20 protein-coding genes are annotated in these 25,655 nt (G+C 36.0%); 7 read left to right on the top strand and 13 right to left on the bottom strand.

All coding sequences use genetic code 11. The features are described 5' to 3' along the window. Nucleotides 1-18 precede the first annotated feature (18 nt). Nucleotides 19-2,193 (top strand): endonuclease MutS2, encoded by a 2,175-nt coding sequence (locus IEV69_RS08395; RefSeq protein WP_188441438.1) that lies wholly within the window; start codon nucleotides 19-21, stop codon nucleotides 2,191-2,193. 9 nt (nucleotides 2,194-2,202) lie between these two features. Next, nucleotides 2,203-2,607, top strand: a complete 405-nt coding sequence (locus tag IEV69_RS08390; protein ID WP_188441436.1) for a thiol-disulfide oxidoreductase DCC family protein — start codon at nucleotides 2,203-2,205, stop codon at nucleotides 2,605-2,607. Between the two features lie 5 nt (nucleotides 2,608-2,612). On the opposite strand, the gene IEV69_RS08385 is transcribed toward IEV69_RS08390, so the two are convergent. The 3 genes from IEV69_RS08385 to aroC all read right to left on the bottom strand — a co-directional run bounded on the left by IEV69_RS08385 (nucleotide 2,613) and on the right by aroC (nucleotide 6,129). Then, nucleotides 2,613-3,491 carry a phage tail-like protein gene (locus tag IEV69_RS08385; protein WP_188441433.1) on the bottom strand — a complete coding sequence of 293 codons (879 nt, stop codon included), beginning with the start codon at nucleotides 3,489-3,491 and terminating at the stop codon, nucleotides 2,613-2,615. A 123-nt stretch (nucleotides 3,492-3,614) separates the two neighbouring features. Continuing rightward, nucleotides 3,615-5,057 (bottom strand): dicarboxylate/amino acid:cation symporter, encoded by a 1,443-nt coding sequence (locus IEV69_RS08380; RefSeq protein WP_188441431.1) that lies wholly within the window; start codon nucleotides 5,055-5,057, stop codon nucleotides 3,615-3,617. Nucleotides 5,058-5,064: 7 nt separating this feature from the next. Further along, complete coding sequence (aroC, locus tag IEV69_RS08375; protein ID WP_188441429.1) at nucleotides 5,065-6,129, bottom strand: chorismate synthase; 1,065 nt, start codon at nucleotides 6,127-6,129, stop codon at nucleotides 5,065-5,067. Between the two features lie 187 nt (nucleotides 6,130-6,316). Here aroC and IEV69_RS08370 point away from each other — a divergent pair, with 187 nt between their 5' ends. Next, a complete protein-coding gene (locus tag IEV69_RS08370; RefSeq protein ID WP_188441426.1) occupies nucleotides 6,317-7,156 on the top strand; it encodes a UDP-2,3-diacylglucosamine diphosphatase in 840 nt (279 codons plus the stop codon). 2 nt (nucleotides 7,157-7,158) lie between these two features. Here the strand turns inward: IEV69_RS08370 and IEV69_RS08365 are convergent, their stop codons facing one another. Continuing rightward, on the bottom strand, nucleotides 7,159-10,062 hold the full coding sequence (locus IEV69_RS08365) for an FAD-binding and (Fe-S)-binding domain-containing protein (RefSeq protein ID WP_229741408.1): 2,904 nt from the start codon (nucleotides 10,060-10,062) through the stop codon (nucleotides 7,159-7,161). Between the two features lie 157 nt (nucleotides 10,063-10,219). On the opposite strand from IEV69_RS08365, the gene IEV69_RS08360 reads away from it, so the two are divergent. Then, a complete protein-coding gene (locus tag IEV69_RS08360; protein ID WP_188441422.1) occupies nucleotides 10,220-10,705 on the top strand; it encodes a hypothetical protein in 486 nt (161 codons plus the stop codon). A 72-nt stretch (nucleotides 10,706-10,777) separates the two neighbouring features. On the opposite strand, the gene IEV69_RS08355 is transcribed toward IEV69_RS08360, so the two are convergent. The 9 genes from IEV69_RS08355 to IEV69_RS08315 all read right to left on the bottom strand — a co-directional run bounded on the left by IEV69_RS08355 (nucleotide 10,778) and on the right by IEV69_RS08315 (nucleotide 20,655). After that, the gene (locus IEV69_RS08355; RefSeq protein ID WP_188441420.1) at nucleotides 10,778-11,221 is read right to left on the bottom strand and encodes a protease complex subunit PrcB family protein; all 444 of its coding nucleotides are present in this window, start codon (nucleotides 11,219-11,221) and stop codon (nucleotides 10,778-10,780) included. A 2-nt stretch (nucleotides 11,222-11,223) separates the two neighbouring features. Further along, the gene (gene bshA, locus IEV69_RS08350; RefSeq protein WP_188441418.1) at nucleotides 11,224-12,363 is read right to left on the bottom strand and encodes an N-acetyl-alpha-D-glucosaminyl L-malate synthase BshA; all 1,140 of its coding nucleotides are present in this window, start codon (nucleotides 12,361-12,363) and stop codon (nucleotides 11,224-11,226) included. A gap of 30 nt (nucleotides 12,364-12,393) precedes the next feature. Continuing rightward, the gene (locus tag IEV69_RS08345) at nucleotides 12,394-15,312 is read right to left on the bottom strand and encodes a serine hydrolase domain-containing protein (RefSeq protein ID WP_188441416.1); all 2,919 of its coding nucleotides are present in this window, start codon (nucleotides 15,310-15,312) and stop codon (nucleotides 12,394-12,396) included. Nucleotides 15,313-15,436: 124 nt separating this feature from the next. Continuing rightward, on the bottom strand, nucleotides 15,437-15,919 hold the full coding sequence (locus IEV69_RS08340; protein ID WP_188441415.1) for an ABC transporter ATPase: 483 nt from the start codon (nucleotides 15,917-15,919) through the stop codon (nucleotides 15,437-15,439). 19 nt (nucleotides 15,920-15,938) lie between these two features. Then, nucleotides 15,939-16,730 (bottom strand): (Fe-S)-binding protein, encoded by a 792-nt coding sequence (locus IEV69_RS08335; RefSeq protein ID WP_188441413.1) that lies wholly within the window; start codon nucleotides 16,728-16,730, stop codon nucleotides 15,939-15,941. A 23-nt stretch (nucleotides 16,731-16,753) separates the two neighbouring features. Then, the gene (locus IEV69_RS08330) at nucleotides 16,754-17,188 is read right to left on the bottom strand and encodes an LNS2 domain-containing protein (protein ID WP_188441411.1); all 435 of its coding nucleotides are present in this window, start codon (nucleotides 17,186-17,188) and stop codon (nucleotides 16,754-16,756) included. Between the two features lie 8 nt (nucleotides 17,189-17,196). Further along, a complete protein-coding gene (locus IEV69_RS08325; protein WP_188441409.1) occupies nucleotides 17,197-18,522 on the bottom strand; it encodes a 4Fe-4S dicluster domain-containing protein in 1,326 nt (441 codons plus the stop codon). A gap of 22 nt (nucleotides 18,523-18,544) precedes the next feature. Continuing rightward, the gene (locus IEV69_RS08320) at nucleotides 18,545-19,495 is read right to left on the bottom strand and encodes an MlaD family protein (protein ID WP_188441407.1); all 951 of its coding nucleotides are present in this window, start codon (nucleotides 19,493-19,495) and stop codon (nucleotides 18,545-18,547) included. Between the two features lie 62 nt (nucleotides 19,496-19,557). Next, nucleotides 19,558-20,655: an N-acetylmuramoyl-L-alanine amidase family protein gene (locus IEV69_RS08315; protein ID WP_188441405.1), complete on the bottom strand. Its 1,098-nt coding sequence runs from the start codon at nucleotides 20,653-20,655 to the stop codon at nucleotides 19,558-19,560. A 132-nt stretch (nucleotides 20,656-20,787) separates the two neighbouring features. Here IEV69_RS08315 and IEV69_RS08310 point away from each other — a divergent pair, with 132 nt between their 5' ends. Genes IEV69_RS08310 through IEV69_RS08300 form a run of 3 tightly spaced genes read left to right on the top strand, consistent with a single transcriptional unit; the run spans nucleotide 20,788 to nucleotide 25,653 of the window. Beyond that, entirely contained in the window at nucleotides 20,788-23,484 is a 2,697-nt protein-coding gene (locus IEV69_RS08310; RefSeq protein ID WP_229741407.1) for a putative LPS assembly protein LptD, read from the top strand. Between the two features lie 45 nt (nucleotides 23,485-23,529). After that, nucleotides 23,530-23,910, top strand: coding sequence for a RidA family protein (locus IEV69_RS08305; protein WP_188441403.1), 381 nt, complete (start codon nucleotides 23,530-23,532; stop codon nucleotides 23,908-23,910). A gap of 18 nt (nucleotides 23,911-23,928) precedes the next feature. Continuing rightward, nucleotides 23,929-25,653, top strand: a complete 1,725-nt coding sequence (locus IEV69_RS08300) for a sodium:solute symporter family protein (RefSeq protein ID WP_188441401.1) — start codon at nucleotides 23,929-23,931, stop codon at nucleotides 25,651-25,653. The last annotated feature ends 2 nt before the right edge of the window (nucleotides 25,654-25,655 follow it).

Raw genomic sequence — 25,655 nt, 5'->3', positions numbered from 1 at the left:
GTAAGCAGAAAAAAACGAATGATTAAGATTCAAACCAAAACACTTCAAGACCTTGAGTTTTCGACTATTTTAGAGCAGACAGCCCAGTTTTGTATCACAGATTTGGGCAAAGAAAAAACATTAAAAATCAAGCCTTTTTCTGATTCTGAAAAAGCAATGCAGTCTCTAAAAGAAGTCAATGAATTTATTGTTTCACTTACAGGTGACAATCCCATTCCCAATCACGGGTTTGATACAATCAATGCTGAATTGCATTTGTTAAGTATTGAAAACAGTATTTTGGAAGTAGGTGGTTTTAGAAAAATTTTAAGCATCAACGAAACAACTACTACCCTCCTTTCATTTTTTGAAAAATACAAACAGTTCTATGAAAGTTTATTTGAGAAATCTGAGAGTATAGATATAGAAAAATCAATTTCGGAGGCTATCAAAGAGATCATCGACCGTTTTGGTGAAATAAAAGACAATGCTACCCCTGAGCTTGCCATAATCAGAAGAGCTATAAGCGGCATGAAAGGAAAGATCAATGCTTCTTTCAACACTGCACTTTCACAAGCCGCGTCAGGTGATTATTTAGATGAAATTAAAGAGTCTATCATTGACAACAGACGCGTGCTGGCAGTTAAAGCAATGCACAGAAAGAGAATCAAAGGAACTGCTTTGGGCACCTCCAAAACCGGAAGCATTATTTTTATAGAACCAGCAACAACTCTGGAATTATCAAGAGAATTAAACAACCTCCTGTTTGATGAGAAAGAGGAAATCAAAAAAATACTCAGACAATTAACTGAATTTATTAGGCCCTATAAAGAACTTTTAAACTCTTATCAAAATTACCTTGTTGAAATTGATTGTATTGCTGCCAAAGCAAAATATGCTCAAAAAATCAATGGGATTTTACCCATCATCACAAAGGAGAAGCAACTTTTTTTAAAAAATGCCTTTCACCCTATTCTTTATTTGAGTAACCAAAAGAAAAAAGAAAAAACCTATCCGCAAACCATACAACTAAAGCAAGACAGCAGAATTATTGTGATTTCAGGACCCAATGCGGGTGGAAAAAGTATCACGTTAAAAACTGTGGGTTTACTGCAATTAATGCTTCAAAGTGGGTTTTTAATTCCGGTAGACTCACAAAGCGAATGTTGTTTTTTTGACAGAATTTTAACTGATATTGGTGATAATCAATCCATTGAAAATCATTTGAGCACCTATAGTTATCGACTCAAGATGATGAATCAGTTTTTAAGAAAATGTAACGAAAACACCCTGTTTCTTATTGACGAATTTGGAACTGGCAGCGACCCCGAATTAGGCGGCGCACTGGCAGAAACCTTTTTAGAGGTGTTTTATGAACGAGCGGCTTTTGGAATTATCACTACTCACTATTCCAATTTAAAAATGCTGGCAAACGAATTGCCCTGTGCGGTGAATGCCAATATGCAATTCAATCAAAAAACGCTTGAACCCATCTATCAATTACAAATTGGCGAAGCCGGTAGTTCCTTTACTTTTGAAGTCGCACAGAAAAACGGTATTCCTTATAGTTTAATCAATAAAGCAAAAAAGAAAATTGAACGCTCTAAAGTTCGTTTTGATAAAACCATCGCCGACTTACAAAAAGAACGTGCCAAACTCAGAAAGTCTTCTGAAACCCTTAAAAATGAAGAAGTAAAAGCCAAGACGGAAACCAGGCAACTCGAAGAAATCAATGCCAAAATACAGCAAAAACTTGAAAGCTTTCAGGAGTTGTATGACAGCAACCAGAAACGAATACATCTTGGCAAAAAAATAGAGTCATTGGCAGAAAGCTTCCAAAACAATAATCGCAAAAAACAACTCATCGATGAATTTTTAAAAATCATTGCCGTTGAAAATTCAAAACGCAAAAAAGAAGTTCCAAAAGTAAAAAAGCAGGAAAAGGCAAAAGAGAAACAGCTTGAAAAAGAAGTTGAAAAGAAAGTAGCTGTGATTCGGGAGAAGAAGAAAAAGGAAAAAATCATTCAAAAGAAAAAAGAAGAAAACAAGCCAAAAGTGGTATTAAAAGTTGGGGATCGTGTGAGAATGACTGATGGGAGAGCCATTGGCATCATTGATACTCTTGAAAAGAATAAAGCAATTGTTAATTATGGAATGTTTACAACCAATGTTTCCATAAGCGAACTTGAATTTGTTGACCGAAAAAAGAAGTAACTTTGCTCTATGGCAGTAAAACAAAAAAAGATCATCCTGTTTGACGGAGTTTGCAATCTTTGCAATGGCTCTGTTGTTTTTATCATTAAACGTGATACAAAAGATGTCTTTCGGTTTGCTGCCATCCAATCTGACGAAGGACAAAAATTAATTAAAAAATACCAAATCGATACTTCAAAAGTAGATTCAATTTTGCTGCTTGATGGGGAAAAATACTATGCAAAATCCACAGCAGCCTTAAAGATAGCTCGTCATTTAAAAGGAGGTTATTCTCTTCTCTATGGATTTATAATTCTACCGGCTTTTATTAGAAATTGGGTGTATGACATTATTGCCCGAAACCGGTATCACTGGTTTGGAAAAAAAGAAAGTTGTATGATTCCCACTCCGGAATTGAAAGCTAAGTTTTTGTGAAAAATTTAGTTTGTATTCCCTCTAATAATTAAATCATCTCCGGCAGAAAAATCATTAAAATACCAAGTTCCTCCTGCTGCGGTAGCACCCCAATTTACAACCCTAAAAGTTATAGTGGTTAATGACGTTAAATTTTGTAAATCATTAATACCACTTAAATCAATTGACTGTTGAGGATTTCCAGCACCTGACGTTATTCCACCCCAGATAATTTCTGTTCCTATATCGACAAAATTAACTCCATCAATGCTGTATTGCCAAATACCGTTTGTGGGTCCGGTACCTGAACGTCTTACATTGTAGGGTTCAATTGAAATGATTGATACGTTATAACCACTCACTGGAGTTATAGTAAAAGTCACATAGTTATTGTTTGCAATTGCTGTTGCCTGTGTTTCTGTTGGTGCAGCTGAATACCACCCATTAGCGCCCCAGGCATCCAAACCAGCTGATCCTGAAGTATTTAAGCCACTCCCCCTTTCAAGACCACTTACAGTTACACTTGCACTTGCATTTCCAGGATTATATGGACTTGGACCATAAGCTGTCAAACTTTCCATATTCCAAGCAGCTATAACGGTATCAACGTTTGCTTGTTGCGGAAAAACAATCTGCCAAGCTGTACCATCCCAAAGCTGTAATTGGTTGTTGGGTGGGTTGATTACATACACCATCAACCCTTCATCAGAAGCGGTTACGGGAATCAGATCCCGTTCAGCAGGAGAAACTCGTGGAGGCATAAAACCACCAAAATTTACACCATCAGAAGAACTGTTGACATCTAAAACAGCAGCAGGACTAGGCGTTGTGGTATTTATTCCCACTTGAGACTGCATTGTTTCAAATGAAAACAAAAACAATAAACTAACTAAAAGTATTTTCATCTTATGCTAATTTCACATAAGTAAATTAATAATTGGTAAAATGAGGCATTGTAAAACTAAAAAATTAAGGGGAGGAAATAACAACATCTAAAATTAATAAATTATCATCAATTTCAAAATTAATTATTTCACTTCAAAAGTATCAGAAGGGTCTTTAGCTTCCTGATAATCCATCATTCCTTCTCCGTTAGCAATGATTGATGATACTGTGGCATCCCCGGTTACGTTCACTACTGTTCGGAACATATCCAGTATTCTGTCTACAGGAAAAATAATGGCTATCCAGGCGGGGTTCAACCCCACAGCCTCCAACACAATAATCAACATCACTAAACCGGCACTGGGCACTGCAGCTGAGCCAATAGAGGCTAAAGTTGCTGTTATAACAACAATTAACTGTTGCCCAATTGTTAAATCGATCATATGCATTTGTGCTAAAAACACTACTGCAATGGCTTGGTATAAACTGGTTCCATCCATATTAACTGTGGCACCTATTGGAAGAACAAAACTGCTTATTTTTTTATCCACACCCAGATTATTTTCTACACACTCCATAGTTACAGGAAGTGTTGCTGCACTACTCGAGGTTGAAAATGCGAGTGTTTGTGCCGGACTCATTGCTTTAAAAAATCCTTTGTATGGAATATTCCTTACAAATGTTTTTAGCACCAAAGGATATATTACAAATATCATCAAAAGTAAACCGCCCAGCACCGTTAAGGTATACCAACTGAGGCCTTTAAATATTTCAATGACTTTTCCAATATCATCCCCGGCCATTTTACTCACAACACCGGCCAGCAATGCAAACACAAAAAACGGTGCAGCTTGCATGACTAAATCAACCATTTTCAAAAAGACCTCCATGGTTCCATCGACAAAATCCAAAACTGGCTTAGACTTTGAAGTCGGTATAAATAATAAGCAAACACCAAAGAAAATTGCAAAAAAGATGATTTGCAACATCAAACTATTGTTGGTCAGTGAGAAGAAAAAGTTTTCAGGAACGATATCCACCAATGGTTGTAATGGTGTCGTTTCTTTTTGTTTGGTGGCAGTTTCCAATTTATCAGAAACAGAAGCTTCTTCCAGTTCGTTTTTTGTCAAATCTGATATTTCACGGGCTCTTTCAAAAAATGCCGGGTCTTGTAAATAGTTTACGCCGTCTTTTATTTCATAGCCTTGATTGGAAGCCCAAATCTCATAACTGATGCGGTTATCAATACGGCTTTGCTCATCAATCAGCTTTCCGGGTTTAAAGGTGTTTACCAACAATAACCCAATAGTAATAGCAAGAACAGTTGTGATTAAATAAATCAACAGTGTTTTACCTCCCATTCTTCCCAGGCTTTTAGGGTCTCCAATATTCGCAACACCACTGATAATAGAAAATAACACTAAAGGAACAGCAATTAGTTTTAGCAAATTGATGAAAATGGTTCCAAAAGGATCTATCCAGTTGATGGTAAATGAACTCCAGCCCATTGTGCTCGAAAGCAGGGCCCAGATAATACCCAAAACCATCCCAATGATTATTTTCCAGTGTAGTGCTAGTTTTTTCATAGTTTGTTTAAATTTTTGAAGCTCTATTTATCAAATAAAAATCGGCTAAAACCATTGCGGCCATTGCTTCTACAATGGGCACTGCTCTGGGAACCACACATGGGTCATGACGCCCTTTACCTTGCATTTCAGTGGGGTTTCCATTGCTGTCAATTGTGGTCTGGTTTTTCATAATCGTCGCAACCGGTTTAAAAGCGACTCTAAAATAAATATCCATTCCATTACTGATGCCGCCTTGAATTCCTCCACTTAAATTGCTTTTAGTAGTACCATCTTCATTAAAAAGATCATTGTGCTCACTGCCTTTCATTTGTGCACCACAAAAGCCACTGCCATATTCAAAACCTTTGACTGCGTTGATGCTTAACATGGATTGACCTAAACGTGCATGAAGTTTATCAAAAACAGGTTCCCCCAATCCTATCGGCATATTTTGAATAACACAGGTTATTGTACCACCCACAGTATCTCCTTGTTTCTTAATTTGTTTGATAAACGTTTCCATTTTTTTGGCAGAAGCTTCATCTGGACAACGTACAGCATTGTTTTCCGTTTTTGAAAGGTCGAGCTCCTGATAGGGTTTATCGACAAAGATTGAACCTACAGATGATACAAATGCATTCACCTGAATGTCTTTTATAAGTTGCTTGGCTATGGCACCACCCACCACCCAATTGGCTGTTTCACGAGCTGAAGACCGGCCTCCACCCCTATAATCTCTCATTCCAAATTTCTTATCATAAGTAAAATCGGCATGGGAAGGTCGATAAACTGATTTGTTGTGAGAGTAATCTTTCGATTTTTGATTGGTATTTTTTATCTGAAATCCGATGGGTGTTCCTGTCGTAGTTCCTTCAAAAATTCCGCTAAGGAACAGTACTTCATCTTCTTCTTTGCGTTGGGTTACAATTTTTGACTGGCCGGGTTTACGGCGCTGCATTTCTTTTTGAATGGCTTCAATATCCAGTGTCAATCCGGCGGGACAACCTTCTATGATCCCACCTATGGCTTCTCCGTGAGACTCACCATAAGTGGTTAATTTAAAAAGTGTTCCAAAAGAATTGCCGGCCATAGAATAGTTTGATGGTTAACAAATGTAATTTTTAAAATAGAGATTTAAAAATATTACTTTAATTAATCATAATCTAAAGTAGGTTACTGTGTATTAATCTAAACATAACATTATTTTAAGTATCTCATAAAGAGGAATACTAGGTAATACAAAGTCTTTATATGAAATTTGTATAAACCAAATTACCTTGAAAAGAAAACTTGATATTGTTGTTATTTCTGATGTGCATTTGGGCACTTATGGTTGTCAGGCCAAAGAATTATTGCATTATTTAAATAGTATCCGCCCAAAAAAGTTGATACTAAATGGGGATATTGTAGATATATGGCAATTTAGAAAGAGTTATTTTCCAAAAGCACATCTTCTGATCATTAAGAAAATTATTTCCCTAGCTACCAAAGGCACCAAAGTATATTATATCACCGGAAATCACGATGAAAAGCTAAGAAAATTCAGTGAAACCAAAATGGGCAACATTCAAGTGCTTGATAAACTGGTATTGAATATAGATGGTAAAAAAGCCTGGTTTTTTCATGGTGATGTATTTGACGCCTCTATTCAGCACGCCAAATGGATTGCCAAACTTGGTGGATGGGGTTATGATATATTGATTCTCATCAATCAATTGGTGAATTGGTTTTTACTCAAAATGGGTAAAGAAAAATACTCTCTTTCCAAGAAAATAAAAGCGGGGGTTAAACAAGCTGTTAAGTTTATAAGTAATTTTGAAAAAACAGCCTCCGACTTAGCCATTGAAAACGAATTTGATTATGTGATTTGTGGTCACATTCATCAGCCACAAATAGAAACAAAAACAAATCAAAAAGGTTCTTGTATATATTTAAACAGTGGTGATTGGGTCGAGAATCTAACTGCCCTGGAATACCATAATGAAAAATGGGAACTTTACACTTACAATCCAAAAGGGTATAAAAGTCCGCCTAAAGACTATTTATTTGACGATATTGAAAACCCTGTTAGTATTCCCAACTTACTTTCAGCTATGAGAATGCATCAAAACTTGTAATTTCAAAGCAGGGCGTGATTCAATATGCTTACCGGATGAAGTGCTACCCTGCCGGTTCCATCTTGTATCTGATGGCGGCAACTGGTTCCTGTAGCAGCAATGATAACATCGTTTTTAGTTTTTCTAATCGCCGGAAATAACGTCAATTCTCCCATTTTCATACTTATCTCATAATGTTCTTTTTCATAACCAAATGAACCGGCCATTCCACAGCAGCCTGAAGGAATTACAGTTACCTGAAAATTTACAGGGAGGTTTAACAACTCAAAAGTATGTTTTACCAAGGATAATGCCTTTTGATGACAATGCAAATGCAGTTTTATTGTTTTTGGTTCTGAAGAAAATAAATCTTTGGTTATTGCTCCTCTTTTAATTTCGGAAGCCAGAAATTCATCGATGGTATAGGTGTTTTTAGCAAGTGACTGGGCTGAATTTTTATCGCTGGCCAATCGCAGATATTCATCCCTAAATGTGAGTATGGCTGAAGGCTCAATGCCCACTAATGGGTGGTCTTTAGAAACAGTATTTTTAAAAATAGCTACATTTTCATCAGCATAAGACTTGGCTTCTTCCAAAAAACCTTTAGAAATCAAAGCGCGGCCACTTGGTTTATGTTGAATCCAATTCACATCATACCCCAATCGAAATAGCAATTGAAGAGCATCAACGCCCAGTGAGGCATCATTTATAGAGGTGAACTCGTCAGCAAAGAAATATAATAATTTTGTGTTATTCGTAAATTGTTTTTTTAGTGCTTGATATTCTTTATATAAGCTTACACTCGAAATTAAGGGAAGATTTCTCTTGGTGGCAATTCCCAGACTTTTCTTTATGACAAACGAGGTTATCGAATTGCTAAAGATAAAGTTTGCCAATGGTTTTAAGTTACCGACTTTGTTTTGATAATGATCAAAATGAGCAAATAATTTAGTCCTTAAACTCGGGCGGTTTTCTTTTTGAAATTGATAGTCAAACTCTGCTTTATAAGCAGCCATATCTACACTTGATGGACATTCACTTTTACAACCTTTGCAACTCACACAAAGTTCCAGTGCATGTTGAATTTCTTTATGATTGAATTTATTTACTTGATTGCTATTTGTCAATACTTCCCTTAAAACATTGGCACGGCCGCGGGTGGTGTCTCTTTCGTTTTGGGTAGCCCTGAAACTGGGGCACATCACTCCTCCCGACATTTCAGACTTTCTGCAATCCCCACTACCATTGCATTTTTCCACAGCTCGTAAGATTCCCATAGAATCTGAAAAATCCAAAAGTGTTTTGATTTCGGGTTCAATACGTTCAGGTACATATCGTAGATTTTCATTTATTGAATAGGAGTCAATTATTTTGCCGGGGTTCATGATTCCTACCGGGTCAAAAAGGTGTTTAACTTTTTTTAAAACTTCAAAATTTTCAGTGCCTATCATCAGTTCTATAAATGATGAGCGAACGATGCCATCACCGTGTTCGCCACTCATAGACCCCTTGTATTTTTTAACCAAATGAGCGACAGCAGTGGTTATTTCCTCAAAAAGAATAACATCTTCTGCTTTTTTTAAATTGAGTATCGGTCTTAAATGAAGTTCACCTGCTCCGGCATGAGCGTAATACACCGCTTTTTGATTGAACCCCTTCATTAATGCTGTAAACTCAGTGATATAACTTGATAAATCTTTAAGAGCGACGGCAGTATCTTCAATACAAGCCACTGCTTTTTTATCTCCAATGAGATTTCCCAACAAACCTAAACCTGCTTTGCGGAGTTCGAGCGCTTTGTCAATTTCATCATTTTGCAAAACCGGCATTGCATATGCTAATCCTATTTTTTCTAATTCACTACATAGAATGTTTCTTTTATTTAGTAAATCCTCTTTTGAATGAGAGCGCATTTCCATCAATAAAATAGCCTGGGGGTCACCTTCAATAAAAAAACGATAGGGGCTGTATTTTAGGTTGTTTTTTGTGCAATCTAAAATGACTTTATCCATCATTTCACAAGTGTATAAATCGTGTTCCATCATTGGTTGAACCGCTTGCAAACAATTTTGGATTGAATCAAAATGTGCAGCAACTACTATAGTTTCTTTTGGTGGCAAGTTGTCTAATTTCAATTTTATTTTGGTAGTAAATGCCAGTGTTCCTTCACTTCCGCACAATAAATTACAGAGGTTAAATGAATTTCCATTTTCTTTAAACACCTCACCTTTTATCAATTCGTCAATCGCATATCCGGTATTACGCCGATGAATTTCGGGTTTTGGAAATTCTTTTAGTATGTTACTTTGTATAACTTCATCATTTAGTAAAGCATACAAGCTGTTATATATTTTACCTTTAGCTGTTTCTTTTTTTGCTGTCGAGAAAAATTCTTCAGGGATTTCATTTCCAAAAACAGCAATTTCCCCAGTGGAAAACACTACTTCCATCTCTAACACTTTATCCCGAGTTACCCCATATTTTATTGAAGTGGTCCCACTTGAATTGTTGCCAACCATCCCTCCTATCATGCACCTGTTTGAGGTGGAAGTGTTAGGTCCAAAAAATAAGTTATAAGGTTTTAAAACCATATTTAAATCATCGCGAATAACCCCCGGAGCCACAGTGACTGTTTTATTTTTCTCATCAATTTCGAAAATCGAATTGAGATGTTTTGAAACATCAACTATGATCCCGTAATTTACACATTGACCTGCTAAGGATGTTCCGGCTGCTCGTGGAGTAATTCCAATTTTATGTTTTGTTGCAAATTGGATGATTTTTTGAATATCTAAGGTGTTTTTGGGAAAAGCGACTGCACTTGGAAGTATCCGATAAACTGAAGCATCGGTTGCATATAATTGTTTAGTAAGCTCATCAAAAAGTATCTCACCATCCAGTTGATCTGACAACTGTTTTAATCTCATATTATAACTAATATCCATAGGCTAAAGGTACAATTAAATGAGATTTTGTATTAACACATTTTAATATATATTAACTAAATATTAGCTAGAAAGACTAACTATTTTATCGCTCACTAAGTTAAATTTGAAATGAATTAATAACAAATTTTATCAAATTATGAAAACAATTTTTGCTACAGTATTATTTTTTGCAGGATTTTTAATAAGTGTTCAGGCTCAATCAATCTCGGAAAACGCGATAGGTATCAGAATTGGTGACAACGACGGATTTGGTACAGAAGTTAATTACCAAAGAGCCATTGGTGATAACAACAGACTAGAATTTGGTCTAGGTTGGCGAAGCAGTCGCTTTGTAGATGCTTTTAAACTTACAGGTTTGTACCAGTGGGTTTGGAATATTGACGGAGGCTTTAACTGGTATGCCGGTGTTGGTGGTGGAGCAGGAAGTTATAGTTGGGATAGAGATGAGTTTCCGGATAGAAGAAGTGATGGCTTTGCCTTTGTAGCGGGTGATATAGGTATTGAATACAATTTTGATATTCCTTTATTAGTTTCTCTTGATTTCAGACCCGAAGCTGGTTTTGGAAATTACAGGGACGACCTAGGCTTTGATGTAGGATTGGGTGTAAGATATCAATTCTAATCATCAATTTTATAAAAGCAAAGTACCCCGTAGTATTCTGCGGGGTACTTTGCTTTTATTTTGAATTTATTTTTATTTAAATATGATGGTTTCGTTGGCATTTATGACCACTACACAAAATGGATTGGTTAGTGCCATAGTTACAGGTTCGCCGGGTTTTGGTTCTGATTTTTGAACAGTCACATAAGAGGTGTCACCATTTACTTCTACATTACTAACTTTTATTGAATAACCACCGGAATTATATGAGCCCGCATGTAGCATTAAAACAGTCTTTTCACTAAAATCAATATTATTAAGTTTTTGAGTGACCTGAGAATCCAATCCTGACATTTTGATTTGCTCATAGAGCGCTTGTTTTGATTTTATAATATCATAGGACTCTGAATCTTTCCCGCCATTCTCACTTTGATGAATTATTTCAAAAAAGGCCTCAGGATTGTTTTCTTGTGTTTTTTTGGTTCCGTCACAATTTGACAAGAAAATTGCTAATATTACTACTGCTGCGTATTTCATTATTATTTAGAATTTAAATTGTTAATTGACTGAATATACAACTTTTCATAAACTGGTACAATTTTATGAATATCAAATTGAGAAGCTGTTTTTCTGGCTTGTTTCTTAAAGTTTTCTAAAGTTGTTTTATCTGATAGAATTTTTAATGCGTTTTGAGTCATATCGTCAACATCGCCCACTTTACTCAAATAGCCACTAACCCCCTGTTGATTGACCTCCGGCAATCCTCCCGTGTTTGTTGAAATGACCGGAACACCACAAGCCATGGCTTCAAGTGCAGCCAATCCAAAGCTTTCTTTTTCTGATGGCAATAGAAATAAATCTGTAAAACATAGAATTTTATAAACTTCATCACTATTTCCTAAAAAGATAACTTTTTCCTCTATCCCTAATTCATGACATGTGTCTTCTGCAACTTCTTTTTCGGGTCCTTCTCCTACCATTATGAGCTTTGCTGGTAATTTTTTTTGTATTTCATAAAATACTTTTACTACATCGTCTATTCGTTTTACTTTTCTAAAATTACTTACGTGAGTAACTATAAACTCATCCTCATCAGCCATAATTTCACGCTGGCACTCACTGTATTCAGATTGAAGATGTTTTTCTAAATTGATAAAATTAGGAACTACTTCGATGGGTGTTCTAATGTCAAAAAGTCTCAGTGTATCCTCTTTCAGGCTTTGTGAAACTGATGTTACTACATCACTTTTATTAATGCTAAATGTCACTGCAGGTTTGTAAAACGGGTGGTTACCTACAAGAGTGATATCAGTTCCGTGGAGCGTGGTTACCATAGGAAGTGTAAACCCTTCTTCTTCCAGCATTTTTTTTGCCATATAACCTGCATAGGCATGTGGTATGGCATAATGCACATGCAAGACCTCTATTTTGTGCAATTTCACAACATCAACCAGTTTGCTTGACAATGCAAGTTCGTATGGTTGGTATTTAAACAGTGGATATTCCGGAACATGAACTTCGTGAAAGTGAATATGATTTGCCAATAACTCGAGTCTGACAGGTTGCTTATAAGTGATAAAATGAATTTCATGACCTCGTCTTGCCAATTCAGTTCCTAATTCTGTAGCTACTACTCCACTTCCACCAAAAGTGGGATAACATACGATGGCTATTTTCATTTTTACCGATTTTTATAATTATGAATACAACTAATAATCAATCGCATCATTAATGGCTTGTTGTGTATCTGTTCTGATATTACTTCTTATCAAACTGCGATTGTTTACATCAGGATAGGTTCTGTTTGATAAAAATACATAAACAATTTCAGTTTCGGGGTCAGCCCAGGTATAGGTCCCTGTAAATCCAGAATGACCAAAACTGGTCATGGAAACACAACCACAAGTTGGCCCCACTTCACCTAGTTGAGGTTTGTCAAAACCAACTCCTCTTCTCACATCTTCTTCGCAAAAATAACAGGTGTTGAATAATTCAAGTGATTCAGGTGAAAAATATCTTTTCCCACCATAAAATCCCCGTTGAATATACATTTGCATGATTTTGGCAATATCATTTGCATTTGAAAAAATTCCGGCGTGACCATTCACTCCTCCCATCATCGCAGCACCTTGGTCGTGAACAAAACCATGAACTTTCTGCATCCTGAAATCATAATCAATTTCTGTGGGCGTAATTTGATCTGGTGTAAACTTTTTTAGAGGTAAATAGCCAGTATAATTTGCACCTAAAGAATTGTAAAATTCTTCCTGAACTATCAATTCCAGTGGTTTTTGATAGTGGTTTTCAATAAACTTTTTAAGAATGTAATAGGGCAAATCGCTGTATAAATATTTAACCGGACTGGAAACCTCACTTTCTAAAATTATTTTCTGTATACTATCTTCCATATCATCACGGGCATAGAGTCGTTCTGTAACTATTGCAGAAAAACCGGGCTCCGGTCTTGACCTGTAGTATTTATTAGAAGGTTTTTTTGTGATTGAATCCAAAGTGTTTTTGTAAAAAGGAATCCAAGATTTTAGTCCTGCATAATGTGACAATAGTTCTTTTAAGGGGATGTATGATTTATTTGAAAATTTATATTCAGGTAGCAAATCTCCTAAAGTGGTTTCAAGACTAAAAACATCCTGATCTGCTAATTTAATAAGAATTGGAACCGATGCCAGAATCTTTGTGAGTGAAGCTACATCATACAAATGATTGCTTTCAACCTTTGTTTTCTTGTCATAGGTATGATATCCGTAGTTTTTTTCAAAAATCACTTTGCCGTGTCTGGCCACTATAACCTGAGCACCTGGTGCCATTTTTTCCGAAACTACCCTTTGGGCAAGTTCGTCAACTTTTTTAAGACGCTCTGAATTCATTCCAACACTTTCAGGAGTACCATAACTCAGTCTACCTAATATATTTGTCTTGATTTGTGTATTTACCGGAAATGCTTCTCCTGAAGTTACCGGTAACTTTCCCTTTGCCGCTCTGGCACCAAAGACAATTTGAGCACTTACTTCCTGAGCAACCTGACTATTTTGATAAGACACCACTATGCCTTCAAAATTTGCAGTCGTCTTTAAATCCAATAAAGCATAAGGACGTGTAAAGATGTTGAGAATTACTTTGTTTGTGCGGGCAATCTCGTAGATCCAAACCAATTCTTTTTGTGACATTTTATAACTTTTCCAAGGTGTCTCATTTGATTTGTGAAAACCTATAAAAACAGTTTCGTAATCTTCTAATCTATGAATCAACTCATCCAATGTTGCTGCTTTAACCCAATCTACTTTGGTATATTTTCTAAGTTGTTTTAAATAAGGTTCTCCATCTGCATCTCCAAAATTCACATACGCAAACTTTTTATTTTCAATATCCTTAACCGGAAGTATGTTTCTACTATTTTTAACAATAGTTACAGCATTTTCAATCAATTCTTCATAAAGCTGGTGGTCTTGAGCAGTATTGAGTTCATCAACAAGAAAGGTGGTTTCAACAGGTTTGAAATTGTATAATCCCACCTTGTATTTTGCCATTAGAATCTTTTTTACTGAATGTTCTAATCGTTCTTCTGTAATAGTTCCTTTTTGGTAATTCTCCACAATTATACTAACAGCTCTAGGAACATTTTCAGAAATAAGCAAAACGTCATTCCCTGCTTTGAATGCAGCTAAATCAACCTCTCCGGGGCTTGTAAAATTACTTACACCTTTCATATTTAATGCATCTGTAAAAATCAAACCTTGAAAACCAAGATCCCGTTTCAGTAAATCAGTTACAATTGGTCTTGATAATACAGAAGGATAATTTTGACGAGGTTCCAGACTAGGAACATTCAAGTGAGCTACCATTACACTTGCAAGTCCTCTTTTAAAAAGTTCTTTGTATGGATACAGTTCTATGCTATCTATCCGTTGTTTGGAAAAGGAAATAGAAGGTAAGGTTTTATGTGAATCGCTGTCTGTATCACCGTGACCGGGAAAATGTTTGGCATTGGCCAATACACCGGCACTTTGCATTCCCTGCATAAATGCTATTGATTTTATAGTCACATTATCTCTATCTTCTCCAAATGATCGGTTACCAATTATTGGGTTGTTTGGATTGGTATTGATATCTACAACAGGAGCAAAATTAATGTGAACACCCAACCGTTTGTTGTGCTCTCCTATGCGTTTTCCTGCTTTGAAAATCAATTGAGGATCTTCAATGGCACCAAGTGTCATATTCCAAGGAAAAGCAAAAGTTGAATCCAGACGCATTGCTAAGCCCCATTCTGCATCCATTGCAATCAAAAGGGGTACTTTGGCGGCACTTTGAAAATCATTGGTAATTCTTGCTTGTCTTCCAGGTCCTCCTTTTGAAAAAATGATGCCTCCTATATGATAATCTGTAACCAACTTTTTTATTGATTCTATTTTAGCCTTTGATTCAGACGAAAACAAGTCAACCATAAACAACTGTCCTACTTTTTCTTCTAACGAAAGTGAGTTATAGACACTATCTACCCATTTTTGCTGATTTTCCACATCGCCTATTACCTTTAAAGGGTTTAACTGCTGACTGTAAACAAGGGTGTTTGAGAGTGCGATTAATAAAAGGATGAGGTAGCGGTTCATATAAAAATTATGGGATAGTGAAGTTTAGCAATTCTCTAAAAAGATGCAAACAAAAATACTAAAATTAAGCTGATCTTGCTTCTTAAGGATTTCTTATTTTTTGAATAAAACAGTTGAAATTGTATTAAAATAGTCGCGCGTGCCAACTTTCTTCAGCCGGCACTTCCCAGTTTTCGAGATATTCGGCTTTGGTGTTTACGAGGTTATTAAATACGACTGTTTTTTTTGAGATTGCTTTTGATTTTGCCATTTTCTTAAAATCCTGCAACGTCTTGTGTGTAATATATTCACCGGTGTAAAATGTGACATTCATTTTATCAAGCAAATCCACCTGAAATTGCTTTTCAAGCTGTTGAATAAAATGAACTGAAGCATCTATGGAACATCCAGATGCCGATGCATTTTCCTGGTTTAAACCAATGATGATAAAACGGTTGTATTTTATTTCAAAACCGGCTTCAAGTGAGTCACCATGTGCCGTCCACTGTGTGAGAAATTCAGACAAACGCTTTTCAAATTCAAAGATTTCATCATCACTGAATTTTCTGTTTGATTGATATATCCAGATTCTTGAATCTTCCGGTAGTGAGTTAAAATCTACTAACATGTACTAATTTTATTGTGTTTTATAAGTCTTCTGCATTTGCAATCATTTCTGCAACATCCATAACTTCAACATCATTCTCTTTGTTTTTGCCCTTCACACCATCAGTCAACATGGTGTTACAAAATGGGCACCCTGCAGCAATAATTCCCGGTTGTGTTTCAAGGGCTTCTTCAGTGCGTTCTATATTGATGTCTTTATCTCCTTTTTCAGGTTCTTTAAACATTTGTGCACCACCTGCACCACAACAAAGTCCTCTGGTTTTGCAGCGTTTCATTTCAACGAGTTCAACTTCCAGCTTTTCCAGTAACTCACGGGGGGCTTCATATTCACCATTGGCTCTACCTAAATAACATGGGTCGTGAAAAGTAATGCGCTTGCCTTTAAATTTTCCACCTTCTACTTTCAGGCGGCCTTCTTCCATAAGACTTTTTAAAAACTGTGTGTGGTGCATCACATCATAATTACCACCCAGTTCAGGGTATTCATTTTTAAGAGTATTAAAACAATGAGGACAAGCGGTGACAATTTTTTTTACTTCATAGCCATTGAGCACTTCAATATTTGTCATGGCCTGCATTTGAAAAAGAAATTCGTTGCCCGCCCGTTTTGCGGGATCTCCGGTACAACTTTCTTCGGTACCTAATACTGCAAAATCAACATTAGTTTTATTAAGAATACGCACAAAGGCTTTGGTGATTTTTTTTGCTCTGTCATCAAAACTTCCGGCACAACCCACCCAAAACAAGACCTCGGGCTGCTTGCCTTGTGCCATATACTCTGCCATTGTGGGCACTTTTATTGCTTCACTCATACATATAATTTTTTGTGACTTTTTTAATCTTTAAAAACCTGAATCGTCACTTCTTTATCAACTAAATCTGTAAATTTTCCTTTGTAACGGGTTGCTTTTACTAAATGATTATCAATCCAATGGTAATTTCCTCCTCTTGGTTTTCCCATTAATAAACTGTGGTATTTGAACCCATGTTTCTTGAGCCATGTTTCAGTATAGGCTCTGTGTTCTTCTGTTCTGGAAGTGAAAAAACATATAAAATGTCCTTCATCATACCATTTATTAAGTGTTTTTAATGCGTCAGGGTATACCGCTGCCGTGAGCATTCTTTCGGGTTCTTCATTAGGAATATCATCACAGATAGTCCCATCAATATCTATCAGGTAGTTTTTAATATCGTCAGGTAAAAGCGGACTTATATTGGAACCTCCTTTGGTCGCAGCTTTTAATTTTTTTTCAACTTCATTTTTCTTCATAACAACTTTTATTCGTTTTTCCAGTTCAATCTGTCCATTTGGTTATAAGGCCAGGGAGCACCGTTGTTTTCAATATTTGTCATTGAGATGTTTAATTCATTGGGTGCTGCAGATTGTTCCATTACTAAATATTGACGCATATCCATAATGATGGATAAAGGATCAATACTCACCGGGCAAGCTTCAACACAGGCGTTGCATGTGGTGCAAGCCCACAGCTCTTCACGTGTAATATAATCGTCTAAAAGTTGTTTTCCGTCATCTACAAAGCTTCCGTTTTTATCTATATTTTTTCCTATATCTTCAAGTCGATCGCGTGTATCCATCATAATTTTTCGTGGCGAAAGCTTTTTTCCTGTCTGGCTGGCTGGACATTCACTGGTGCATCTACCACATTCGGTGCAAGTATATGCATTGAGTAACTGAACCCAGTTTAAATCTGTCACATCACTGGCTCCAAATTTTTCCGGCACCTGGTTTTCTTCTGAAGGTGCAGGTGCTGCAAAAGGATCAGCATTTGGATCCATCATTAGTTTGACTTCACTCGTTACCGTTTTATTGTTGGGAAACTTTCCTTTTGGAGTTACTTTTCCAAAATAAGTATTGGGGAATGCCAATAAAATATGGAGGTGTTTTGAATAGTAGAGGTAATTTAAGAAAAATAGTATTCCCAGGATGTGTAACCACCAGGCGATGCGTTCAATAAGGATCACTGAACTTGATTCCATTCCGTCAAAAAATGGTGCAATAAATTGGCTGACAGGAAATGAACCTGCTTGTGTATAGGATGCTACTTCTGCTTGTTGTAAATGATAATCAGCTGCGTTCATGGTTAAAAACAAAACCATCAATACCAACTCTATATAAAGAATTATGTTAGCATCATTTTTTGGCCAACCTTTCATTTCAGGGTTTAGAAATCGCCTAATTTTTTGAACATTTCGACGAGTCCAAAAAAGGATTACACTTATAATTACTAAAATAGCTAGGATTTCAAAGGAAGCAATTAAGAAATCATAGAATCCTCCAAAAATTGAAAAGGATCTATGTGTGCCGAATAAACCATCAATGATAATTTCGAGAACTTCAATATTAATTATAATAAAACCAAGATAAACAATGACGTGTAAAAAACCGGCAATGGGGCGTTTTATCATTTTTGATTGCCCAAAGGCAATCATCATCATATTGTTAAAGCGTTCTTTTTTATTTCCTGAAACATCAACATCTTTTCCTAGGGCTATGTTTCTTCTTAATTTGCCTACATTTTGAATAAAAAACCCAATAGCTATAAAAAGGGCTGTTAAAAAAAGAATATTTGGAATATAATTCATTTAGCTTTCTTTTTTATGTGTATTACTGATCCCTGCTTTCAGGTTCTTCATATTCACCGGCTTTCTTGCCAAAAACTGAAATATGGATATATCGTTTTGGATTGAGTTTAATATCCTGCAAAAGCTCTTCCAGTTGGCGGGTGGCATATTCTATATTTTTATAAACGGTATCATCATTAAGAAGTTTGCCAATGGTGCCTTCTCCGCTAGAAATATCTTCAGATAGCTTTTTGAAGTTTGATATAGTTGTTTCCAGCTCACCTACTAATTGGTTTAAATTCAGTTGCGCTAATGAATCAGATAAAGCCGCAAAGTTTTGTGTAGTGATGTCAAGGTTATCAAATGTTCTGTTTAATTTATCTTCGTTACCTGCAATGATACTTTGAAGAGACTCTGCAGAAACAGCAAATGAAGATGTGATTTTATTTAAATCATCAATTGACTTTCTAAGGTTTTCCCTTGATTTAACATCCAATACATCATTTAAAGAAAACATCAGGCTATCAACCCCTTCAACAGCACTTTCAATTTTCATTTGTAATGGGGATAACCTGTCATTTACAAGTTCCATGATGCCTTCTTCAGTTTCACTTTTTAATGTGTCGCCGGTTTGAGCAATATTAGTAGATTGAAAGTCAGGTACTATCGCGAGTGATTTGCCTCCAATAATTCCACCACCATAAATACGTGCAACACTGTTTTTAGAAAATTCAAAATCGCTATCTACATTAAATTCAACGATTAAATTTCCGGTTTCTTTGTCGATTTTAATTTCTTGCACTCTACCAACTCTTAGCCCATTAATCATAACACCTGAAGACTGGCTGAGACCTTCTACATTGTCATAAACTGCATAAAAAACACGTTCACTTTGAAAAAGGTTTGTTCCATTTAAATAATTGAAGCCTAATATAAAAGTTGATATTGCAAAAACAGCAAGTAATCCGGTTTTAAGTTCTTTAGATAGTTTCACGCAGGATTTTTATTTAATTAACAAATTTAGAAATAATATTAAACACAAATGGTAAATAAACATTAATTTATAATTTCTGAAAGTTTTGTTTTTTTGCCGTTTTTAAATGCAACAATAAAAGCTGACTCATAGCCTTTTTGTTTTGCCTCTTTCAGAAGGGCTTTGATTAGGTTGTAATCTGATGTTGAGCCGTAGTAATATTTAAACAATCCACTTTCTTTCTCACGGCTCATCATTGTAAGACCTTTAAAATTATAAGGCTTAATATCGATTTTTTTGGAACTCGCTGCGATTTGAACTTTGAACAGGACATCTTCATAAATATCAACCTCAGGAGGTGATTCACTTTTTGTGTCGACTGCAGCTTCAGTTTCATTTACAACATACAAATATTTGATTGAATTATAATAGTCTAGTACAGCTTTTGAAATGGCAGTGGCCATCTCCTGTTGTCCTTTTTTCGAATTTAGGTATGCTCCTTCATTTTTATTGGTTAAAAAGCCTGTCTCTATCAAAACACTGGGCATATAGGTGTTGTGCAACACCCAAAAGGGTCCTTGTTTAACACTTCGGTTATTTCTCTTTAGTTGTTTAGTAAAATTATCCTGCACCAGGCTTGCAATAGCAATGCTCTGCTCAAGATATTCTTCCTGCATAATAATCAACCCGATTAATGATTCCGGTGCATTGGGATCAAACCCACCATATGTTTCCTCATAATTGTCTTCCAAATAAATCACCTGGTTTTCTTTTTTGGCAATTTCAAGGTTTTGAGCATTTTTATTCAAACCTAAAATAAAAGTTTCTGTTCCGTGGGCGTTTGAGCTGTGTGCATTGCAATGTACAGACACAAATAAATCGGCATCTGCCTTGTTTGCAATTGCTGCTCGCTCATGAAGTTCTAAAAAGACATCCGTTTTCCTGGTGTAGATTACTTTAATATTATTATTCTTTTCAAGTTCTTTTCCAACTTTTAAAACAATATTTAATGCAATTTCTTTTTCATAATAACCATTGCCCCTGTTTCCGGGGTCTTTACCTCCATGGCCGGCATCCAGTACTACTGTAAAAGGTTTATTTTGAGCTAACAGCTTTGGAGGAAACAAAAGTGAAGCTATTGAAAAACAGAATACTAAAAAAACTAACGATTTCGTTCTCATAAAGAAACAAACGTGTTTAAACTTGTTTATATTTTAAATTTTGGGTTGTGGTAAAAAGATACCCAAAAAATATGTTTAATTTTGACACTTCAATAATTAAGCCATAGCTTTACAAAAATAGGATTATTACCATTGCAAACAAATAAACTTCATCTAGTTTTATTGCTTTTTTGTGTGATATTGAGTGGAACTTTTACTCAAGCACAAGAAATTGGTAACACTCCTTCCGACTCAATTCCTGCAGTAGAAAACAAGGTAGAAATTTTACCCGGTGATTTACCCCAAATTCCCAGTGAAATCGTAAATGATACCATTCAAAAAGACAGCATTCAAAAAGAAAATGAACTGCTTACAGATATTGTTGATTATTTTGGTGAAGACTACGTTTTTATGAACCGAAAGGAAAGTAAAATCTATATGTACAATAAAGCATATATCAAATATGAAGATATGCAAATTGATGCCGGGATTATTATTTTTGATTACAACAAAAAAGAAGTCTATGCTAAAGGAATCGTTGACTCTACAGGTGCATATACCCAGCTACCGGTATTTATTCAAGGAACCAATCAAGTTGAACCCGATTCAATTCGCTTTAATTATGATACACAAAAAGCTCTGATTTACAATTCAAGAACAGAGCAAGGAGAGTTTAAAGTTAAAGCAGAAGTTTCCAAACGAGAAAACGATTCAGTTGTTTTCTTAAATAATGTAAAATTTACAACAGCAAAAGACATCGACAACCCGGAGTATTACTTCTATGCACGTAAAGTAAAATTTGTTCCAAAAAAGAAAATTGTTACCGGACTTACCAATATGTATATTGCAGATGTACCCACACCGTTGGGGCTACCTTTTGGATTTTTTCCTCTTGAGGAAGACCGCGCTTCGGGATTTATCATCCCCACCATTGGCGAAAACAATAACCGTGGGTTTTTCTTTCAAAACGGGGGCTATTATTTTGCTGTCAATGATTATATAGACTTACTCACATTGGGTGATTATTACACAAATGGCAGCTACGGGATGCGTATCGAATCTAATTATGCTTTGAGATACCGCTTTCGCGGAAACGTCAATTTCAGGTATGAAAAGTTACTTAACAGTGAACGTGGTTTCCCTGATTTCTCTGAAGCTTCTGTTTATAACATCCGATGGACACATAGTCAAGACGCTAAAGCAAATCCCAGTTCACGCTTTTCTGCATCTGTAAATTTAGGAAGCAGTAGGTATTATCAACAGTCTATAAATCAAGTAAATACAGCTAACTTCTTAAATAACACTTTAAGCTCATCAGTGTCTTATTCTAAAACTTTTGAAGGAGAACCACAAGTTAATTTGAATATAGCAGCTACGCACTCTCAAAACACTAATACGCAAGAAATCAATTTAACATTACCTAATATCACTGCAAGTATGTCTCGTGTTTTTCCATTTGCACCTAAAACCGGTATAAAAAAAGGAATTATACAAAACCTCAATTTTCAATATGACGTAACGGCCGAAAATAGAATGAACACCACTGACTCATTGTTTTTCAAAAAAGAGATGTTTGACAATGCTCTTCTGGGAGCCCGTCATTCCATACCCTTAAGCACAAACTTTAAAATATTCAAATATTTAAGTGCCAGTGCAGGAACCAGTTACCAGGAAACCTGGGTGATGAAAACTACAAGAAAATCTTTTGACCCCGAACTGAATGAAATTGTAAACGACACAATTAATAGCTTTGACAGTTATAGAACATATAATTTTAACACAAGCCTTGGTACTACCATTTACGGCATGTTTAATCTTGGTGAAAACAAAAAAATACAGGCTCTACGACATGTGATGAGACCTTCTGTGGGTTATAGTATCAACCCGGGCTTTAATCAGTATTATGAAGAATTGAGGTACAACCCCACCATTGCCGGAGGAATGACTGAGGAGGAAGTTTTGATTTACTCGCGATTTGAAAATTCAATGTATGGAGCTCCCAACCAAAATTACTCCAGTAGTATTGGAATTGGTTTGAGTAATACCCTTGAAGCCAAAGTAAAAAGCAAAGACTCTACTTCAACAGAACCAAAAAGAATCTCACTTCTTAATAATTTAAACTTTAATACAGCCTATTCTATTTCAGCAGATAGTCTAAAATGGGAACCTTTACGTTTTTCGGGAAGCATTCCTGTGGTTGAGAAACTTGATATCAATTTCAGTGGGATTCTTGATCCATATGCTCTGGACAATAATGATAACAAAATTAATACCTTCAACATTGACAACGGTGGAAGTCTTTTCAGGCTAACTTCGGCCAATGTAAGTATGAATTATTCTTTTTCAAGCAAAGATTTTGAAAAAAAAGAAGAGGACGCAAAGAATAGTGAAACCTTTAGAAGCGGAGGCCGACCAGATGATTTATTTGGAGACTCCAATGATATTTCAAACCCCACATACATTGGTAATCGAGAAGATGCTGAAGAAAGGGATGTAAATATTGGTAGATATAACTACGCAATTCCCTGGGACATTAGACTGGCTTATACTATTTCTTATGATAATACACGCAGGCAAAATGAAATTTCGTCACACTCGCTTATGTTTAGTGGTAACGTTGATTTATCACCACGTTGGTCTGTAGGTGCCTCATCAGGGTATGACTTTAAAGACAAAGGATTTACTTTTACACAATTTCGCTTTCAGCGAGATCTTGAAAGCTGGCAAATGAGCTTTAACTGGGTCCCGTTTAGTGCCAGAAGTTCCTGGTATTTCTTTATCGGAATAAAATCTTCGGTTTTAAGCGATATCAAATATGATAAACGTAGAGAACCCGACAGACAGTTGTAAAAAAATCCTATGAAATTGTAGTACAACTCTCAAAACTTAACGATTATGAAAAAAATAATTCAAACATCAAAAGCCCCTGCTCCTATTGGCCCTTACAATCAGGCAGTTCAGACAGGAAACATGTTATTTACTTCAGGTCAAATTGCTATCGACCCAAATACCGGTGAACTCAAAATTAGTGATATTCAGGAGGAAACTCATCTTGTTATGCAAAATCTTAAAGCCGTGCTAGAAGAAGCAGGAATGACTTTTGAAAACGTAATAAAAACATCTATTTTTATTAGTAATATGAATAATTTTACTAAAATAAACGAAGTGTATGCACACTATTTTAACAATGAAACAGCTCCTGCCCGCGAGACTGTTGAAGTGGCAAACCTTCCTAAATTTGTAAATGTTGAAATTTCTGCAATTGCTGTAAAATAAGACTTAAACTTACTACTTATGGTTCTGTCAACACTGGATTATGCAATACTTATTGGATTCTTTCTAATTTCTCTCCTTGTAGGAATTGTTGTTGCAAAACAAAGTGGAAAAAACACAGAGTCATTTTTTCTTTCAGGCAGGAATATGCCTTGGTGGTTGTTGGGTATTTCAATGGTAGCCACAACATTCGCTGCTGATACTCCTAATTTTGTTGCAGGTGTGATTCGCGAAGATGGAGTGTATGGAAATTGGATTTGGTGGAGTTTCTTACTTACGGGAATGGTGACCGTTTTTTTCTATTCTAAATTGTGGAGAAAAAGTGGCATAACCACCGATCTTGAATTTTATGAATTACGCTACAGCGGGAAAAGTGCTGCATTCCTAAGAGGATTCAGGGCAATATACCTGGGTGTATTTTTTAATATCGTCATTATGGCTAACGTTTGTCTTGCGGCAATCAAAATTGGTCACGTGATGTTTGGTTTTTCAGAATTTCAAAGCTTGTTTATTGCTTGTGGAGTAACTGTTTTTTATTCAATGCTGGGTGGTCTTCGCGGAGTGCTAATAACAGACTTTATTCAATTCATCATTGCGATGGTAGGGAGTGTATGGGCTGCTGTTTATATTGTTAATCACGAAAAGGTGGGTGGTCTTGATGCAATGCTAGCTTCTCCTGAACTTGATGGAAAACTCACTATGCTTCCCGATTTCAATAACTGGGAAGTGGTTGTACCCCTGTTAATTATACCTCTGGCTGTACAATGGTGGAGTGTTTGGTACCCCGGTGCAGAACCGGGTGGTGGTGGTTATATTGCACAACGAATGCTCGCCGCTAAAGATGAAAAACACGCCACCTGGGCAACCTTGTTTTTTAATTTTGCACATTATGCTCTCAGACCTTGGCCTTGGATAATTATTGGATTGGCATCACTGGTAGTGTATCCAGATTTGGCAAGTTTACAAGCTGCTTTCCCAGATTTTAATCCAGATTATGTTAAAAATGACTTGTCTTATCCTGCTATGCTCAGACTGCTCCCGGCTGGATTGTTGGGACTTGTAGTGACTTCGTTAGTTGCCGCATTTATGAGTACCATCTCAACACATCTAAACTGGGGTTCCTCCTATGTGGTCAATGATTTCTATGCGCGTTTTATTTCAAAAAATGCTACTGAAAAGAAAAAAGTACTTGTAGGAAGGCTTTCCACATTTTTGATGATTATTTGTGCAGCTTTCCTAGCTTTGGTTTTGGAAGAAGCTCGTGAAGCTTTTAACCTTTTATTACAAATTGGTGCCGGAACAGGTTTGTTGTTTATCCTCAGATGGTTTTGGCGACGCATTAATCCATACAGTGAAATAACTGCCATGGCGGTTTCTTTTCTTGTTGCAGTATTTTTCTTTCTCAATGATAAAATGGATACTCCGTTGATTGTTCTCGAATCACATTGGCAACTTGTTGCTGGGGTTATCATTACAACTGTTAGTTGGGTGTTGGTCACTTTATTGACAAAACCATCAAAACTTTCAACGATTGAAGCTTTTGAAGCTTTGGTTTTTGATAAAGAAAATAAGTTTAAGGACTTTAAATATAAGTTTTTAGCGCTTATAATGGGAGTTTTAGGTGTTTATTGTTTTCTTTTTGCAACGGGATTTTTCATCTACGGAAACAATGTGACAGCGGTATTTTTATGTAGTATAACATTAATTTCTATTGCAGTCTTGATAAAAATTAAAAACCGTTTTTAATA

Source organism: Planktosalinus lacus, from assembly GCF_014640155.1.
Lineage (GTDB): Bacteria > Bacteroidota > Bacteroidia > Flavobacteriales > Flavobacteriaceae > Planktosalinus > Planktosalinus lacus.
This window is presented reverse-complemented; position numbering and strand designations above follow the sequence as displayed.